General features: G+C 49.3%; 17 protein-coding genes. 2 read left to right on the top strand and 15 right to left on the bottom strand.

Going from position 1 to position 17,248, the window contains the following annotated elements:
- On the top strand, nucleotides 1-1,568 hold a 1,568-nt coding region (locus KDK17_RS17825), incomplete at its 5' end, for a WD40 repeat domain-containing protein (RefSeq protein ID WP_257276209.1).
- 14 nt (nucleotides 1,569-1,582) lie between these two features.
- Here the strand turns inward: KDK17_RS17825 and lipA are convergent.
- The 14 genes from lipA to KDK17_RS17900 form a co-directional block, all read right to left on the bottom strand.
- Nucleotides 1,583-2,602, bottom strand: a complete 1,020-nt coding sequence (lipA, locus tag KDK17_RS17830) for a lipoyl synthase (RefSeq protein WP_257288703.1) — start codon at nucleotides 2,600-2,602, stop codon at nucleotides 1,583-1,585.
- A gap of 77 nt (nucleotides 2,603-2,679) precedes the next feature.
- Nucleotides 2,680-3,342: a lipoyl(octanoyl) transferase LipB gene (gene lipB, locus KDK17_RS17835; RefSeq protein WP_257288704.1), complete on the bottom strand. Its 663-nt coding sequence runs from the start codon at nucleotides 3,340-3,342 to the stop codon at nucleotides 2,680-2,682.
- On the bottom strand, nucleotides 3,342-3,608 hold the full coding sequence (locus tag KDK17_RS17840) for a YbeD family protein (RefSeq protein WP_257276212.1): 267 nt from the start codon (nucleotides 3,606-3,608) through the stop codon (nucleotides 3,342-3,344). Before KDK17_RS17840 ends, lipB begins: the two co-directional genes overlap by 1 nt.
- Before the next feature lie 89 nt (nucleotides 3,609-3,697).
- Nucleotides 3,698-4,915: a D-alanyl-D-alanine carboxypeptidase family protein gene (locus KDK17_RS17845; RefSeq protein ID WP_257276213.1), complete on the bottom strand. Its 1,218-nt coding sequence runs from the start codon at nucleotides 4,913-4,915 to the stop codon at nucleotides 3,698-3,700.
- 172 nt (nucleotides 4,916-5,087) lie between these two features.
- Entirely contained in the window at nucleotides 5,088-5,912 is an 825-nt protein-coding gene (locus KDK17_RS19390; RefSeq protein WP_306670803.1) for a septal ring lytic transglycosylase RlpA family protein, read from the bottom strand.
- Nucleotides 5,913-6,048: 136 nt separating this feature from the next.
- Nucleotides 6,049-7,149, bottom strand: coding sequence for a lytic murein transglycosylase B (gene mltB / locus KDK17_RS17860; protein ID WP_257276214.1), 1,101 nt, complete (start codon nucleotides 7,147-7,149; stop codon nucleotides 6,049-6,051).
- A 78-nt stretch (nucleotides 7,150-7,227) separates the two neighbouring features.
- On the bottom strand, nucleotides 7,228-7,581 hold the full coding sequence (locus KDK17_RS17865) for a hypothetical protein (RefSeq protein WP_257288705.1): 354 nt from the start codon (nucleotides 7,579-7,581) through the stop codon (nucleotides 7,228-7,230).
- 141 nt (nucleotides 7,582-7,722) lie between these two features.
- Nucleotides 7,723-8,871, bottom strand: coding sequence for a rod shape-determining protein RodA (gene rodA / locus KDK17_RS17870; protein ID WP_257276216.1), 1,149 nt, complete (start codon nucleotides 8,869-8,871; stop codon nucleotides 7,723-7,725).
- Nucleotides 8,868-10,733 carry a penicillin-binding protein 2 gene (gene mrdA / locus KDK17_RS17875; protein ID WP_257288706.1) on the bottom strand — a complete coding sequence of 622 codons (1,866 nt, stop codon included), beginning with the start codon at nucleotides 10,731-10,733 and terminating at the stop codon, nucleotides 8,868-8,870. Before mrdA ends, rodA begins: the two co-directional genes overlap by 4 nt.
- A gap of 12 nt (nucleotides 10,734-10,745) precedes the next feature.
- Nucleotides 10,746-11,213: a 23S rRNA (pseudouridine(1915)-N(3))-methyltransferase RlmH gene (rlmH, locus tag KDK17_RS17880; RefSeq protein WP_257288707.1), complete on the bottom strand. Its 468-nt coding sequence runs from the start codon at nucleotides 11,211-11,213 to the stop codon at nucleotides 10,746-10,748.
- A complete protein-coding gene (rsfS, locus tag KDK17_RS17885) occupies nucleotides 11,213-11,563 on the bottom strand; it encodes a ribosome silencing factor (protein WP_257281681.1) in 351 nt (116 codons plus the stop codon). The genes rlmH and rsfS overlap by 1 nt, the downstream gene beginning before the upstream one ends.
- Before the next feature lie 186 nt (nucleotides 11,564-11,749).
- Nucleotides 11,750-13,012, bottom strand: coding sequence for a glutamate-5-semialdehyde dehydrogenase (locus tag KDK17_RS17890; RefSeq protein ID WP_257281682.1), 1,263 nt, complete (start codon nucleotides 13,010-13,012; stop codon nucleotides 11,750-11,752).
- Between the two features lie 126 nt (nucleotides 13,013-13,138).
- Nucleotides 13,139-13,372, bottom strand: a complete 234-nt coding sequence (locus KDK17_RS17895) for a hypothetical protein (protein ID WP_257288708.1) — start codon at nucleotides 13,370-13,372, stop codon at nucleotides 13,139-13,141.
- Between the two features lie 397 nt (nucleotides 13,373-13,769).
- Nucleotides 13,770-15,365 (bottom strand): response regulator, encoded by a 1,596-nt coding sequence (locus tag KDK17_RS17900; protein WP_257281683.1) that lies wholly within the window; start codon nucleotides 15,363-15,365, stop codon nucleotides 13,770-13,772.
- Nucleotides 15,366-15,538: 173 nt separating this feature from the next.
- On the opposite strand from KDK17_RS17900, the gene KDK17_RS17905 reads away from it, so the two are divergent.
- Nucleotides 15,539-16,429: an NAD(P)-dependent oxidoreductase gene (locus KDK17_RS17905; protein ID WP_257281684.1), complete on the top strand. Its 891-nt coding sequence runs from the start codon at nucleotides 15,539-15,541 to the stop codon at nucleotides 16,427-16,429.
- A 34-nt stretch (nucleotides 16,430-16,463) separates the two neighbouring features.
- On the opposite strand, the gene KDK17_RS17910 is transcribed toward KDK17_RS17905, so the two are convergent.
- Complete coding sequence (locus tag KDK17_RS17910) at nucleotides 16,464-16,961, bottom strand: DUF29 domain-containing protein (RefSeq protein ID WP_257281685.1); 498 nt, start codon at nucleotides 16,959-16,961, stop codon at nucleotides 16,464-16,466.
- Nucleotides 16,962-17,248: the final 287 nt, after the last annotated feature.

Raw genomic sequence — 17,248 nt, forward strand, 5'->3', positions numbered from 1 at the left:
TCAAAAATGATGATTCAATGGCAAGGGCATGGTTTCGCCGGTTTGCTTCATCACACCAGGCGCTAATAAAAACAATCGTCACTGCAAAAGATAAAGATGAACTCCAGAAATGGTTGAGACGTTTTACCAAGGATGAGGCATTAATCAAGTCAATCATGGATCGCCATGGGAGTATTCATTTTCCCGCTCTGTTCTTTTCCACCCTCACTAAACTGATGAATCAATGTAAAACATTTGCATTAGAGACAAAAGCCACCCTCCCCTCTTATGGCGCGACCGGCTCAGCCACTCTCAGTACCGATGGCCGCCATCTGGTGAGTGTCAGGAATTATAAAACGCTGGAAATCTATGGCCAGAAGAGCGATGGATCATGGGAAGCAAAAGGCACTTTTTCCCATTGTGGTCTCAGATCCGTCACCTTCAGTGCCGATGGCCACTATGTAGTGACAGCTGGTGTAGATGGCAAGGCGAAAATTTACGGCCAGAAAGACGAACAATCATGGGAAGAAAAAGCCACTATTTCCCATGATAACTTCCTCATATCAGCCATCTTCAGCGCAGATAGCCGCTATGTGATGAGCTGGAGTAAAGACGGCAAGGCGAAAATCTATGGCAAGAAAGACGATGGCTCATGGGAAGTAAAAGCCATCATTTCCCATAACGCCGGAGTCATTTCAGCCACCTTCAGTGCCGATAGTCGCTATGTAGTGACTGCCGGTGGCAGTGGAGACGGCAAGGTGAAAATCTATGGCAAGAAAGACGAACGATCATGGGAAGAAAAAGCCATTATTTCCCATAATGACTTGGTCGCTTCAGCCTCCTTCAGCACTGATGGCCGCTATGTGGTGACCGCCAGTGGAGATGGCGTGGTGAAAATTTATGGCCGGGAGGACGATGAGTCATGGGCAGAAAAAGCCATCATTACCCACAGGCTTTTAGTAGTATCGGCCACCTTCAGTGTCGATGGCCGCTATGTGGTGACCGCCAGTTTTGATGGCAAAGCGAAAATCTATGGCAAGAACAACGATGGGTCATGGATAGAAAAAGCTATTATTTCTCATGACGGTTGTGTCAGGTCAGCCACCTTCAGCGCCGACGGTCGCCATGTGATGACGACCAGTAATGATCACAAGGTGAAAGTCTATGGCCTGAATGACGATGGATCATGGGAAGAAAAAGCTATCATTTCCCATAAAAAAGAGGTCAACTCAGCCACATTCAGCCCCGATAACCGCTATTTGCAGACCTCCAGTGATGACGACGAGACGAAAATCTATGGCCTGAAGGACGGTGGTTCATGGGAAGTAAAAGCCATCATTTCCCATGACGATATTGTCAACTCAGCCACATTCAGCCCCGATAGCCAACATGTGATCACCGCCGGTTACGATGGCACGGCGAAAATTTATGGTCGGCAGAACGATGAAACCTGGAAAGAAAAAGCCATCATTTCAGATCATGGTACAATCAATTCAGCCACCTTCAGCATGGATGGCCATGTGTTGACCATCCAGACCTTCCATAGCGTTAGTACGTTGAAAATCACTGAACTACAGATGAGTGACTGATGGTTTGCTGTCACTCATTGGCCCAGGCCCACATTATTCTTCTGCAACACCTGCTCAGCACGATAACTTGAGCGCACCAGGGCACCGGCCACGACTTCAACAAAACCTCTTTCCAGGCCCCACTGACGATACTTCTCGAACTCTTCGGGCGTCACGTAACGTTCAATTGGCAAATGGTTTTTGGTGGGTTGCAGATACTGGCCCAGAGTCAGGATATCGCAATCAATGGCCCTGAGATCATTCATAGTCTCAATGATTTCGTCCTCGGTTTCACCCAGACCCAGCATCAGGCTGGTTTTGGTGAGTACATCGGGTCGGTATTTTTTGGAGTGAGCCAGAACAGCGAGCGTCTGTTCATAGCTGGCACGCGGGTCACGAACAGGATGTGTCAGTCGTTTAACGGTTTCAACGTTCTGAGCGAAAACGGCAATACCGCTGTCAACCACAGTTTCTACATCTGCCAATACACCCAAAAAATCCGGTGTCAGCGCTTCAACGTCGGTTTCAGGATTGACTTCCTTCACCCGTTTTACGACGGCGGCATAATGACCGGCACCGCCATCTTCAAGGTCATCACGGTTAACAGAGGTCAGAACCAGGTATTTCAGGTTCATCAGTTTTACGCTGTTGGCCGTGTGGTCCGGCTCCTCCTTATCCAGCCAGCCTTTGGGGTTCCCGGTATTCACCGCACAGAAGCGACAGGCACGGGTGCAGACATCGCCCATCAGCATGATAGTGGCGGTACCGGAACTCCAGCACTCATTGATGTTGGGGCACATGGCCTCTTCACAAACGGTACTCAGTTTGTGCTCATGAACAGTCTCTTTGACTTCTTTGAACTTGCTGCCGTACCTGGGCTTGATTCTCAACCAATCCGGCTTGCGCATAAAAGGCTGAACCGCTTCATCGGAGCGACTGCTGGCCTTGATGCCATTCTTGATGGCGGTAATGCCTTTTTCATTGACAAATTTCTCGCCACTCTGAATGGTAACAGCCGGAATCTGGACGGTTGGAATCAGGTTGCTATCGGTCATAGAATCCCAGTTATGTCGATCAGTTGTACCGTTTGTGAACCCGTTCGTTCACTAACTTGAATTTGGAGACAGATTGCTCAGGCCTCTTGAGCCAGATCAAGCTCTGCTTCTTCCTTTAGTGTTTGCGCCTCATTATACCCAAGTTCCTTCATGAGACACTCAAGTAAGCGACTGCTCACTTCATCCCATTGTACAGGATTTTGAAACTCCCTGAGCTGGGCGACCTGTAAACCCTCATAACCGCAGGGGTTGATGCGGGTAAACGGCTCCAGATCCATATCCAGATTGATACTCAGTCCATGATAACTTCTCATCTGCCTGAATCGCAGCCCCAGGGCCGCAATTTTGGCACCATCAATATAAACACCGGGGGCGTCAGGTCTGGCGCAGGATTCTACACCATAGCTTGCAAGCACTTTGATGATGGCATTCTCAATAGCTGACACCACTTTTCTGGGACCACTGCCTGAGCGGCGAACATCCATCAGCAGATAGACCACCAGCTGACCCGGACCGTGATAAGTAACCTGACCTCCGCGATCCACCTGAACCACGGGAATATCTCCGGGTGCCAGAACATGCTCGGGTTTGCCGGCCTGCCCCTGAGTAAAGACAGGATCGTGCTCGACAAACCAGAACTCATCAACCGTCTGCTCATCTCTCTGTTCGGAAAATGCCTTCATAGCCTCGAACACGGGCTCGTAGGGCTGCCTGCCCAGATAGCGGATATTCAGCTTCATCAAAGTACCATTTGCACCCGGCCAGTAGCTTTAAGGTCTTCGAAGATCGCTTTCAGCTGAGGCTCTCCGGTGGCGAGAATAGTCACCATGACAGAAGTATACTTGCCGGTACGGCTCTCTTTCAGCCGGAAGTTGCCATCGTAATCCGGAGCATGCTGCTTAACGATAGCGCAGACAGCTTCCTGAAAATCCGGAGCAGCATTACCCACGATACGGATTTCGTAATCGCAGGGAAATTCAATTTTTAGCGCTTCTTGATCGGTCATTTTTTACACTGTTGATAAATGAAATACCTTCAGACTCATCAAGCCTGAAGATATTAGTATTTCACTCACTGGACACTGCCACTGAACGCTCAGGACAACCCCCTGAAGAACAGCACGATGCTGTCCCAGAGACGCTTGAAGAAACCACCACGCTCTATCGCAGTTTCTGCTCTGAGAGGGACTTCTTTGACGATCTCATCATCGATAGTCACTTTCAGTGTACCCAGCTGCTGGCCAGCTTCGACTGGCGCTTCAATAATGGGATCAATATCCATCGTCGCTTTCAGTTTCTTACCGGTATGCCTGGGAACTGTGACAATCAAGTCCTTATCGATGGCAATGTCTACCTGATCCTGTGTCCCCTTCCAGACCGGGACAGTTTCAAGCGTTACGCCACCTTTTTTGACATCCACATTTTCGAAGAAACGGAAGCCATAGGTCAGTAGTTTCTGTGCCTCAGCAGCACGCTGTTTCTCTCCATTGGCACCCAGGATAACAGTAATCAGACGACGTCCATCGCGTTTTGCAGTAGCCGCCAGACCATATCCACTGGCTTCAATATGGCCTGTTTTTAAACCGTCCACATTGGGGTTACTCCATAAAAGACGGTTTCTGTTTGCCTGACGACGCAATGGCTTGCCGGTTTTCTTGTTGGTACCGTATTGGTAATACTTCTGAGCATAAAGCTCATAATACTCCGGGTAATCTTTGACAATGTGACGAGACAGTATCGCAAGATCCCTCGCAGTGGAATAGTGATCAGACGCAGGCCAGCCGGATGCATTCATAAAATGGGAGTTAATCATCCCCAGTCGTTTGGCCGTATTGTTCATAAGCTGGACAAAGGCGTCTTCACTGCCGGCAATGTGCTCAGCTATCGCGACACTGGCATCATTACCGGAGACAATAATGATACCTTTTAACAGTTCCTGCACCGGAACCCGCTCACCCACCTCTACAAACATGGTCGAGCCGCCCATTTTCCAGGCTTTTTCGCTGATCAGAACCTCATCATCGCGATGAATATTGCCAGCAGCCAGCTCAACCTCGGCGATGTAAGCGGTCATCATTTTGGTCAGGCTGGCGGGGTGAGAGGTGTCATCCGCATTATCGGAGGCCAGAATTTCTCCGCTGTCAGCATCCATCAATACAAAACTGTTAGCAGCGATCTTGGGTGCAGCAGGAATCAGGGCAGCAGCCTGAGCCCGAACGGTTCCGGTCGCCAGAATAAACACCATGAGCACCCATCCAGCTACACTTTTCAATCGCTCATGACTGGCCCGGACAGGATTTAATCGTTTGATCATTATAGAAATTAGCTCTGAAATTCACTGTTGTCGGCCATTATAATGTTACCGACTAATGAGTTTAAGGGAAGCATTGAAAATAGAATGTAATGTGTTCATGGTCTGCTCAGTTAAAGTCTACCAGCCCCCGGTTGGAACATAGGCCTGACCGACTAAAAAAACCTGACTCAGACTACTCCCTGATGGCCTCAGATGCATCTTCGTAAATCAGGTATGGCACGTCAAAATCACCTTCATCGAGCTTATCAAGGAGTTCCTCCAGATGCTCGATCGTTTGAATCGGTCCAATCCTGACACGGTAAAAGGGATCAGGCTCCTCATCCCCTTTCACCACCTTGATATCACTGCCTATGGTTTCAGCCACCTGCCGACGCAATACCTGTGCGTAGTGGTAATTTTTTAGCGCTGCCAGTTGCACAAAGAGCAGTTGATTATTATCACCCCCATTAGCTGCTTCAGTGCTTTTAGCGGCAGCAAGGGATCTCACATCTATCCCCTCTATCAGCACATCAGTCACTCCCTTTTTGGCGAACCCCAGCTTGACGGCAGCGGCATAGGAGAGATCAATAACCCGATCACCATGGAAAGGCCCACGATCATTGACCCGAAGTACAACCGACTTGCCATTGTGACTGTTGGTGACCTTGACATAGGAAGGCAGAGGCAAAGTCTTGTGCGCCGCAGTCATACCATAAAGATCGTAAATTTCACCGTTAGCCGTCTGCTTGCCATGAAACTTGGAGCCATACCATGAGGCCTTGCCTTTTTCCTGATAGCCTTTGGCACTCTTCATGGGGGTATAGGTCACATCATTGAGTTCATAGGGAGAATCCTTGAACTGACCATCATGGGTGACAGGAATGGCATCAGGGATCTGGCTGACATCCCTTTTCTCTGTGGGAGGCCCGTCCTCAACAGTCACACAACCACTTAACAGAAGAAAGGTCAGTCCCAGAAGGCTTCCTGCTATAGATCTTGCTCTGATTATCAATTTCATAGGATATGGCGCTTTAACGTTATTCTGCCTTAGGCTACAGAGCCTGAACGAATATCTGTGACAAAAAAAAAAGAAAACCGCTTTTACGCCCGAAGCATAAAAACGGTGCCTTTGTTCATGAACCAGAAGGCTCAGACTATTTAGATTGCTTTCCGGCTAATGTCCTTCCAGACTTTGACACTGATGTTGTATAGCCGGTTTTTACATCCCTCGCTAGCTGATAAACGGCCATTGCATAAAGTTTGCTGCGGTTGTACGTCGTAATGACATAGAAATTATGCATCCCCAGCCAGTACTCCGGCCCCTTTTCACCTTCAAGCTTGATGGCAGCTGCCTTGGCAGTGTCTGGTACAGGGGCCTCTGGACGCCAGCCAGAACCTTCCAGCTGCTTCAGGGTTTTTTTCGGCCTGACGGAGTCAGACACCGCTTTCTCATATTGGCTTCCAGTAACCTTCGCCTTGCTGGCAATAGGCTTGCCGGCTCTCCAGCCATTTTCGCGGAGATAATTGGCAACGCTGGCGATAGCATCTTCTTCCTGCTTCCAGATATTTGACTGACCATCACCGGTATAATCTACCGCGTAAGCCCTGTAACTTGAGGGCATAAACTGGGGTATACCCATGGCGCCAGCATAAGAGCCGGTCAGATCTGAAGCATCCAGTTCCTGCTCGCGGGTCAGAATAAGAAATTCTTTCAGCTGCTGGGTGAAAAACTTGCTGCGCGGAGGATAATCGAAGCTCAGAGTAGACAGCGCATCGAGAACCTTAAAGCCACCGGTCTGGCGACCATAGTAAGTTTCAACGCCGATAATGGCCACAATCACATCCGCAGGGACACCATACTCCTTTTCAACTTTGGAGAGCGTTTTCTGGTGCGCCTCCCAGAAGGTCACGCCAAGGTCTACTCGCTCCGGGGTCATAAAAATCTTTCGGTAGTCCTTCCACTCCAGACGCTTCTCAGCTGGCCTGCTGATTAACTCAAGTACTCTGTCAGACTTGTTAGCCTTACCCAGAATGTCCTGCAGCTCCTTGCGAGAAAACTGTTCGTTCTTGACCAAGTCATCAATAAACGCCTTTACTTCTGGTTGAAGCGCATAATCAGGCTTATCATCGACTGCCTTTTTAGAATCAGCAGCCATTGCCGGTGCCGCTAAAAGACAACCACTGAACAATACACCTGCAACCATGAGTCGAAATGGCGGCAGTCCTAAAAATTCTTTTACCCTTCTTAAGGCCATATGCCCTCCCTGCTACTACTCAGATGAATGCCGTTAGCTGATTGAACTTCATACGGGATAATGTCTACTTTACAGCAGTCACGGAGAGACAACTAGCGTACCGGCTTTATTTAAGTTAAATGTTGCTTTGCCCAATGCAGAGAAACCTGATGTAAAAAAGCCCTCTTGTGAGAACGAACGGATCTTGTGATATCGTTTAAGCCCATACGGCGCTCCTAAACTGCGTGAGTTCGCCAGTGCTTTAACGCCGTATGAACAATTGGGGTGTTGGTCAAGATTGCACCTAAACCTTTCCAGCAGCCGGAACCCGCTGTCGTCTTCCTGCTTGCAGACGACTGATATTGGGGGGAGCATTTTGTGAAGAACATCGAACTGACCGGGGGGCAGGGTAGTTGCTGCCCGCAGGATGCCCTGAAACTGAACAGGTTGCATGACAAACACTCAACGTTTAGCGACTGACTGAATGCCTGTGAGTATAGCTCATGCGAGCAACATTTAACCTAAACGGAGGCTGTCGCCTGCGTAATCATTTGATAGGGAACGAACTTATGAAAAAGAGGGTTTTCCCTGCAATTACCGACTTTGCCCCAGAAATGTTTTATGAGTCTGTATCGACATCAACAGACCAAACCCTGCCATCAGGGTAACCAGCGAGGTTCCTCCCCGACTCACCAGAGGCAAAGGCACCCCGACCACAGGTAGCAGGCCGCTCACCATACCAATATTGACAAAGATGTAGACGAAAAACGTCAGGGTAATACTACCTGCCAGCAGTCTGCCAAACAGAGTCTGAGCCCTGAGTGTTATAAAAAGGCCTCGACCGATAATCAGTGCATATAATGCCAGTAGAATCAGGCATCCCATCAGGCCAAACTCTTCCGCCAATACCGCGATAATAAAGTCAGTATGACTCTCCGGCAGAAAGTCCAGATGCGACTGGGTTCCCAACAACCAGCCTTTCCCATATAGCCCACCCGATCCAATGGCAATTTTTGACTGGATAATATTCCAGCCTGCACCCCAGGGATCACTCTGGGGATTGAGAAAGGTCAGCACCCGCTGCTTCTGATAGTTAAGCATGACAAAATGCCAAAAACCCCAGATAGAAGGAACGGCCAGCATAATCGCAGAAAAAATCAGTCGCTTCCTCAACCCCGCCAGCAGTAATATAAACAGGCCTGAAGCACCAATCAGCAGGGAGGTCCCCAAGTCGGGCTGCCTGGCAATCAGCACGACTGGAATACCAATCAAGATCATTACAGCGACAATATTTTTTAAAGAAAGCGGCAGCTGTCGCTTTGAAACATAAGTCGCCACTACAATCGGCATAACCAGCTTGATGATTTCAGAGGGCTGAAAGCGAATAAAAGGTAATTGAATCCAGCGCTGTGCCCCCTTGGAGTGAATCCCCATGATCAACACAGCGATCAGGAGAGCGACACCGCCAATATATATCCACGGTGACAGCCGCATCAGCAGTCGAGGTGAAATCTGGGCAATGATAATCATGCCAACAAACCCAATGAGCATATAGATGGCTTGTCGAATGACAATGCTCATATCTTGCCCACTGGCACTGTATAAAATAAACAGACCGGCTCCGCAGACAATGACCACAAAACCTATCAGCATAAAGTCGATATGCAAGCGCTCTGACCAGTCAGGTGCCTTGTGAAAGCCCTGCCCTTCATCTAGCTGGCGAACAAAATCCTGACCGGTCATTGTGTGGTCCTCTTGTTGTCAGCACTGGTTTTCTTCTGTTCGGCTCTGGCGAGTCTGGGGAGGAGATAAAAGTCCATCACATCCCTGGCTACGTTGGCTGCACCATTGCTGTTCTCCAATACCACAGCCATCGCTATCTGGGGATCTTCAATAGGCGCAAAAGCCACGAACAGACTATGATCCCGCTCGAACTCCTTGAGTTTTTCAGCATCATATTCTTCACCCTGAGGAATACTGACCACCTGAGCGGTACCGGTTTTGCCTGCCATTCGATACTTCAAGTCACGGCCAATTCGCCAATAAGCGGTGCCCCGATTGTAACTGACCACTTTCTCCATGCCACTGATGACCAGATCCCAATAATGGTTATCCAGCTCAATATCGTGCCCCCATTCGGGGCTTTGTAACTCTGGAATGTCTTCCTTCACCAGGCGAGGTTGTACATGTTTACCCCGGTTGGCAATCAATGTAACCGATTCAGCCAACTGCATGGGAGTCGATAACATGTAGCCCTGACCAATAATGGCAATAACGGTTTCTCCGGGATACCAGGGCTGTCCATAAGCGCCCTGCTTCCACTCTGTTGAAGGCAGCAGACCGGTTCTCTCTTCATGAATATCAATACCGCTTTCTCGCCCCATACCGAACTGACTGAGAAAATCATGGAGACGATCAATCCCCATTTTTTCAGCCATTTTATAGAAAAACGTATCATTGGAGCGCAGGATCGCCTGACTCAGATTAATCCAGCCATCACCCTTTCGATTCCAGTTACGGAAACGGTGATCACTGCCCGGAAGTTGGAACCAGCCTTTGTCGTAGATTTTTTCATTCTTATCCACTACGTTATTGGCCAGCAGCCCCAACGCTACCAGTGGCTTGATCGTGGAAGCCGGTGGGTACTCACCCAATGTCGCACGATTATAGAGCGGCTTTTCAATGTCCGTATTCAGATCATTAAATGTTACGTAATCGATTCCGGTCACAAACAGGTTGGGATCGAACGCCGGATTGCTCACCATAGCCATCACACCACCGGTCTTGGGATCAAGCACTACGACAGAACCTCTTCTTCCGTCCATCGCTTTGATAGCGGCATTTTGCAAATCGGTATCAATATACAGCTGAAGATCTTTTCCGGGTGTCGGGTTGACACGGCTCAGCACCCTGGTCACCCGCCCGCGGGCATTGACTTCAACCTCCTGATAGCCCGGCCTCCCTATAAGTGCAGGCTCATAAAAACGCTCCAGACCGATCTTGCCGACGGTGTAAGTACCGGTGTAGAGAGCCGGATCAAGATTCTTTAACTCACGTTCATTGATTCGTCCCACATAACCGACGCTATGGGCGAAGGAGCTACCTTCAGGGTATTCACGAACCAGCTCGGCATTGATCTCAACACCCGGCAGGCGAAACTGGTTTACAGCAATCAGAGCAACCTGCTTGTCGTTCAGGCGAAACTTGAGGGGGACCGACTCAAAAGGCCTGCTTCGTGTTATCTGCTCGAGGAAACGGCTGCGTTCATTCTCGGTCACAGGAATCAACCAGGCAATATCGTCGAGCAGTTGATCAAGATCTTCTACACGTTCCCGAACAATAGCCAGCGTCTGACTGGAGCGGTTAGTCGCCAGCAAACGGCCGTCGCGATCATAGATAAGCCCACGAACCGGAGGCACGGTCTGCAATAGAACACGGTTTTCTTCGGATTGGGTGGCCAACTCATCGTATTTAACCACCTGAAGATAGAAAAGTCTGGAAACCAGCAGCATGACCAAAAGGATCATGAAGACCAGTGCCAACCAGACTCGAATACTAACAATCCGTTGCTCTGCTTTGTGGTCCTTTAAGGTATTCACCGGCATCAGTTTTACTGTCTATTTGTGATAAGGGTGATTCTTGAGAATACTCCAGGCACGATAGACCTGTTCAGCAACAACCACCCTCACCAGGGGATGAGGTAAAGTCAACGGCGATAAAGACCAACTGAGATCAGCCCGGAGCAACACACTGGAATGAAGCCCTTCTGGCCCTCCGACCATCAGGCTGACATTACGGCCAGAATGCATCCACTCACCCATATTGTCTGCCAGCTTCTCCGTCGACCAGGGCTTCCCCATGATTTCCATGGCCACTATCAGGTCTCCCTGCCCTGCTGCCGCCAGCATTTGCCCGGCTTCTCTTTCCTGCAGGCGGCTGACGTCAGCTCCCTTGCTGCGCCGACACAGCGGAATCTCAACCAAATCAAGCCTGAGGTCAAAGCCCAGGCGCCGACTGTATTCCCTGTAGCCTTCATCGACCCAGGCTGGCATTTTTGAGCCAACAGAGATTAGGCGAACACGCATCAAGACTGCCCGGTAGCCTGCTGTTCCTCGCTGGGCTCCCAGAGACGTTCAAGGTCATAGAACGCACGAGTAGCCGGCATCATGACGTGTATCACAACGTCACCCATATCGACCAGGACCCACTCGGATTTTTCCTGACCTTCTGTACCCAGAGGACGAACACCATTTTGCTTGCACTTGTCAATTACATGGTCTGCTACAGACTTCACATGACGGTTGGAAGTACCGCTGGCGATAATCATGTAATCAGTTACGCTGGTCAGTTCAGAAACGTCGAGACAGTTAATGTCGTTGCCTTTCATCTCTTCAATAGCATCAATGACCAGTTGTTTCAGTTGTTCAGATTGCATATATCTCTTTAGAACTCAATAAAAATCAAAAGCCTGAACATGAATTGTACAGGCTTTTTTCATAGTTGTTTGCTGATTAAGTACCTAAGTACATAACCAGTGACCACTGTGTGCGATCATTAACTGCCACTGTGATTGATGGCAATTTTTTTGAATAAACGCAAAAACCCTTACTTTGAGAGGCTGTCAATTCCGGATATGACCGTCGCCCAATACTACATATTTTCGGGATGTCAGCCCCTCCAGCCCAACAGGGCCACGGGCATGAATCTTGTCCGTAGAAATACCAATCTCAGCTCCCAGGCCATACTCAAAACCGTCTGCAAACCGGGTAGAGGCATTGATCATGACGGAGCTAGAATCCACTTCTCTGAGGAAGTCACGGCCCCGAGTATAACTCTCGGTGATCATCGAGTCGGTATGATGAGAGCCGTAACGATTAATATGCTCAATAGCTTCACTCATATTACCGACCAGTTTAATGGACAGCACCGGTGCCAGATATTCTGTCTGCCAATCCTCTTCGGTGGCAGCCAAAACACCCGGAATAATATCACAGACCTCCGGGCAGCCTCTGAGTTCAACCCCCAATATCTGGTAGCGCTGAGCGAGTTCCGGCAGCAAGTCAGCAGCGACGGCTCTGTTGATCAGCAAGGTCTCCATAGCATTGCATACACCGTAACGGTGCGTTTTGGCATTCACGGCAATGGCCAGAGCTTTCTCCCGATCAGCCAGATCATCAATATAGACATGACAAATGCCATCCAGATGTTTGATAACAGGAACTCTGGCATCACAACTGATGCGTTCGATCAGGCTTTTGCCACCCCTTGGAATGATGACATCAACATACTCAGGCATACTGATCAGAGTCCCGACGGCTTCACGGTCAGTCGTTTCCACCACCTGAACTGCTGCTTCCGGCAAGCCAGCCGACACCAGGCCCTTGCGGATGCATTGAGCGATCGCCTTGTTAGAAGCAATCGACTCACTGCCTCCACGCAGAATCACAGCATTACCCGATTTCAGACAGAGACCGGCGGCCTCAATGGTTACATTGGGTCGAGACTCATAGACAATGCCAATAACTCCCAGCGGAACACGCATTTTACCCACCTGAATGCCACTGGGAACATACTTGAGGTCGTCAATGGTACCCACCGGATCAGGCAATGAAGCCACCTGACTCAAATTCTCGATCATGGTATCAATACGGGCATCCGTCAGTTCCAGTCGATCCAGCAACGCTGAATCCAGCCCTCGGTCGAGACCGTTTTGCAGATCAATAGCGTTAGCTTCACGCAGCAACGTCCGAGTCGCTTCCAGCTCATTAGCAATCGCCAGCAGGGCCTTGTTTTTCAGACCTGTATTCGCTCTAGCCACCTCTGCACTGGCTTCCCGGGCTTTTTTGCCCAGTTCATGCATATACTCTGTTACCTGTTCAGTCACTGCGTGCTCCTTGTAGACCCGTCATAAACTCAGAATATTTCTCAGGGCGGTCACAACATTGCCGGACCAGACTTTCCGATTTTGCCCCCATAAAAACAGCGGTTAACTGAATACAGCCGTTTTTCCTCAGTTGGGCATTATAACCTGCCGACGGTTATACAGGAATGATGGCATGCCTGCATAGTGCCACTGAACAGCAAAATTTCTGAACCTTTCCCGTTTCGCCTCAGCGCGTCGCCCCGTAGCACTGCCTTCGCTACTGGCTGCGATCGAAGCGGCTTTGATGCTGAATGCAAAGTGACCCGAAGCCTTCGGATGTCGAAAGAGCAGAATTGTGAGGTTCTCCCGATTAATGGTCACAGCGCAAATATCTGCTATTTTGTTGGTTTCAGACCGAGGGAGCATGAAAATATCAAAGCTATTTTTTTATTATTTACATTATTCATACAGCCTGCTTTATCAGATACGGTTTTATGTGAACTGAGAATCTTTCATCAAGTGAAGGAGAAGCACTATACCCTTCGATATGTTCAGAAAGAAAGAGGCAAATATCCGTGGATCCGGTCACGCCCCGATGGCAGTTACTGTTGCAGACCGTCGTATGTTTCCCCCTTGATCGGCGGTTATATTTATTTATGCTTCAAAGATGACTGCAGTTATTATGAAGTTCTCTCATACAGTTGCCCCATCGAGGGTTCATATTATCCTCTTACTCACCCGTCATTTGGTTGTCGTTTAAGTGATGGAGCGGGAAGCGTCAGGCAATCGGCATTGTGAACTCAAAAATAGTGCCTCCCTCAGGGTGACGACTGAACGTCAGTCGACCACCATGAGAATGAATAATAGAGTGGCAAACTGTCAGACCAATCCCCATACCATCTGACTTGGTGGTATAGAAAGGCGTAAACAGTTTTTCTTCAGCATCGTCAGCCAACCCATACCCCCGGTCTATCACAGATACCTTGACGAACTGATCATCAACCTGCCCTGCCTTAACCCAGATCCCCATGTCCCGGGTGTCCTGATCTCTCATGGCCTCCATACCATTGCGAATCAGGTTCAAAGCCACCTGCTGAATCTGCACCGGATCCACTTTCACTTCCGGCAGGTTTTGCGCTACTTCAGTATGAATCTCCATACTGTTATTTCGAGCATCCACTTCAGCCAGTTTAACGGTATCACTAATCAGCTTGATCGGATCGACACAACCCAGAACATGATCAGGTTTCTTAACAAATGAGCGAATCCTGGCAATGATCTCACCAGCACGACGAGCCTGGATATTAATCTTGTCCATGGCTTCATAGAGCGAGTCGTAAACATCGTCGTCTTTATGTTCAAGCCTGACCATCATGCGCTTGGCCACCTGTGCATAGTTGGAAATGGCAGTCAGGGGCTGGTTCACTTCATGGGCAAAGCCTGCGGCCATTTCCCCCATAATACTCAGACGGGAAACATGGGTCAGTTTTTCCTTCTGGGTTTCCAGTTCGTCGAGAGCCTTTTGCAATGCTGCCTGCCCACGTTTTTTACTACTGATGTCAGTAAAGACGACTACGGCACCATTGGGTTGACCGTCCTCCATAATCGGAGTGCATGAATAACTGACCGGGAATGAGGAACCTTCTTTGTGCCAGAAGAGTGCATCATCCACTCTTATACTGACTCCTTTGTTCAGTGCCTCCTGAATGGGAGCCAGGTGCTGACTGCGTGCTTCATCTCCCGCCTCACCCAGCATCAGTTCAATCAGACCACGGTGGATGAGGGTGTCCATTGGCCAGCCCGTCATAATGGAGGCTGCTGCATTGGCAAATGTAATCTGCCCCCGGCTATCCAGCCCGAAGATGCCTTCGTTCATGCTTTCCAGAATACGGGCCTTGTCAGCCTCTAGCTGACGATTGCGGGCAGAAAGCGCCTGCTCCAGTCGATGTATTTTGAGCTGGGTTTCTACCCGGGCAATGACTTCTTCGGCCTGAAAAGGCTTGGAGATAAAGTCAACGGCACCGGTTTCCAGACCACGAACCTTATCTTTGGTGTCATCAAGGGCTGATAGAAAAATCACGGTAATGTCGCTGGTAGCCGGATCTTCTTTCAGTTGACGGCACACTTCATAGCCGTCCATACCAGGCATCATGATATCCAGTAAAACCAGCGCTGGCCTGGCCTTGTGAGCAATCCTCAGGGCGCTTTCACCGTTTTTCGCAATAAGAAGCTTGTACCCCCTTCCACTGAGGGTCTGCAGCAGCACCTGCAAATTAGTGGGATTATCATCCACCAGAAGAATGCGCTCTACATCATCAACCGTTTCCGGAAGCGTGTCTGCCACGTACATAGTGTTCGCCAATTCGTTAATCACAGCTGGAAAAAGCATAGTCGAAGAAGCGAGCCATTCTGCCAGAATTTACCCCGCAGGGCATGGTGTCTTTACATATTTCGCGACGTGTTTTTACGACACTCAACTAGGAGCCGAAACCTATTCATGCTTCAATAGTCTCTTAATCATTAAGCCCGTGATATTGGAATGCAAGTATGAAAGTACTGGTCATCGGTCAAACCGGCCAGGTCGGCCATGAAGTCTGCAAGACCCTGACAGATAAGGGTATTTCCTGGTACGCACCGGACAGAGTGGAGCTGGATTTGTCCAAACCCGGGCAGATTCAGACCTGTTTCAGCCGCTACCAGCCAGACCTGGTCATTAATGCTGCTGCCTATAACAATCCAGTCAAGGCTGAGAATGAGCCTTCCCGCTGTTTCAGTATCAATCGGGATGCGGTCGCAGAATTGGCCGACTGCTGCCAGCGTCAGGGCATTATTCTTTTTCAGCTCTCAAGCTACAGGGTATTTGACGGTACCAAGCAAGAACCTTACAACGAAAAAGACCCCACCAACCCGACCGGTGTTCTTGGTAACAGCAGACTTCAGGCAGAGCAGCAAATCCGTGAACGGTGCGAGCGACATATTATTCTGCGCCTGTCGTGGATCATTAGTGAGCGTCGTCCCAACATTCTCAGAAGACTGGCAGAACAGATGCTGGCTAACAGGGAAGTGTATGTGACTCCGGATCAGCTCGGTTGCCCGACACCCGCCGACGATGCAGCCCGGACCATTGTCGCCATCGTTCAACAACTCGATTGTGGTGCCCGGACCTGGGGAACTTACCACTACTCCACCACTGAATCCGTTTCTGAAAGCAACTTTGCTGAAATTCTTATTGCTGAAGCGTCCCAGCACCGCAATCTGAAAGTCCGTAAGCTGATCATGGCCAATATCGAATCCAGAGAAGGTATCAAACCACCCGCCAATGGCACTCTATCCTCCAATAAGGTGCTGAACACTTTTGGCATTCATGCCCGTCCATGGAGAAGTGCCGTGGCCCGTATTGTCCGGGAAGTGTGCGACCTGACATCTTCTTCACCGTAAAGCCGAAAGAGGGTGTTAGTCAATTCTGTACAAATCAGTCATTGTCAACCTCCGGTAGCCATCCTCTTTGCATGACCTGCTCATAGCTCCAGGGGCATTGCTCTGGAAAGCTGTTTTTGTTCAGCCGCTTGGCTTTGATACTGATATATTCATTTAATTCGTCAATGGCCCGCCGTTTAGCCTTCGGGTAAGCTTTTTCAAGTGATTCCTCAAAATGGCTGCTCAATGAGGGATTTTCTTCGACATGTATCTCGATCTCTCCTCTCGGGTTGTTAATACTGGGCATCCAAGTGTAAAGAACTTTGTCTTTCACCCAAGGGTCTTTCAGTACTCGATTTTGGTAATCGTACTTCAGCAAGTGAACCAACAATATAACCAAGTGAGAGACTAACTCACGTATATGGTCTTTAATACCCAACTCTAGTTCCCCCAACAAATTCTCTATGTCGAGCTGGTCAAACTGCCGCTGAGCCAGCAAATCCCGCTGCTGGCGTAGCCACTTGTGGTAGTCAGTGTCATACAAACTCTTCATAATTCCTCCTGAAAATCCTGCTCAAGTTCGTAAATCCCGGCCCTGCTAAGCTCTTCATCCTTCGGCTCAACGCCGGGCACTTCCTCATAGGGTAAATTAATAAGCACAGTGCCAAGACAACCAAAGCTGTTTATAAGTAAGAATGTCCTTGCCCTTTTTCTCAAAATCCTCATACCGACTTAAACCAAGAAATAGCATAAGAGGTTTGCCCTGCATGCCGGGTTTACCCATCTCACATGTCAGCGGCTTGCGTTACAGGAACAGGTTGGGGGTCTGATAGCTCGTCA

The sequence above is a fragment of the Endozoicomonas sp. SESOKO2 genome (assembly GCF_024606245.1).
Taxonomy (GTDB): Bacteria; Pseudomonadota; Gammaproteobacteria; order Pseudomonadales; family Endozoicomonadaceae; genus Endozoicomonas_A.

Bases quoted from the DNA above. Each gene is read 5' to 3' on its own strand.
- lipA (WP_257288703.1), bottom strand. From the start codon at position 2,602: ATGACCGATAGCAACCTGATTCCAACCGTCCAGATTCCGGCTGTTACC.
- lipB (WP_257288704.1), bottom strand. From the start codon at position 3,342: ATGAAGCTGAATATCCGCTATCTGGGCAGGCAGCCCTACGAGCCCGTG.
- KDK17_RS17840 (WP_257276212.1), bottom strand. From the start codon at position 3,608: ATGACCGATCAAGAAGCGCTAAAAATTGAATTTCCCTGCGATTACGAA.
- KDK17_RS17845 (WP_257276213.1), bottom strand. From the start codon at position 4,915: ATGATCAAACGATTAAATCCTGTCCGGGCCAGTCATGAGCGATTGAAA.
- KDK17_RS19390 (WP_306670803.1), bottom strand. From the start codon at position 5,912: ATGAAATTGATAATCAGAGCAAGATCTATAGCAGGAAGCCTTCTGGGA.
- mltB (WP_257276214.1), bottom strand. From the start codon at position 7,149: ATGGCCTTAAGAAGGGTAAAAGAATTTTTAGGACTGCCGCCATTTCGA.
- KDK17_RS17865 (WP_257288705.1), bottom strand. From the start codon at position 7,581: ATGCAACCTGTTCAGTTTCAGGGCATCCTGCGGGCAGCAACTACCCTG.
- rodA (WP_257276216.1), bottom strand. From the start codon at position 8,871: ATGACCGGTCAGGATTTTGTTCGCCAGCTAGATGAAGGGCAGGGCTTT.
- mrdA (WP_257288706.1), bottom strand. From the start codon at position 10,733: ATGCCGGTGAATACCTTAAAGGACCACAAAGCAGAGCAACGGATTGTT.
- rlmH (WP_257288707.1), bottom strand. From the start codon at position 11,213: ATGCGTGTTCGCCTAATCTCTGTTGGCTCAAAAATGCCAGCCTGGGTC.
- rsfS (WP_257281681.1), bottom strand. From the start codon at position 11,563: ATGCAATCTGAACAACTGAAACAACTGGTCATTGATGCTATTGAAGAG.
- KDK17_RS17905 (WP_257281684.1), top strand. From the start codon at position 15,539: ATGAAAGTACTGGTCATCGGTCAAACCGGCCAGGTCGGCCATGAAGTC.
- KDK17_RS17910 (WP_257281685.1), bottom strand. From the start codon at position 16,961: ATGAAGAGTTTGTATGACACTGACTACCACAAGTGGCTACGCCAGCAG.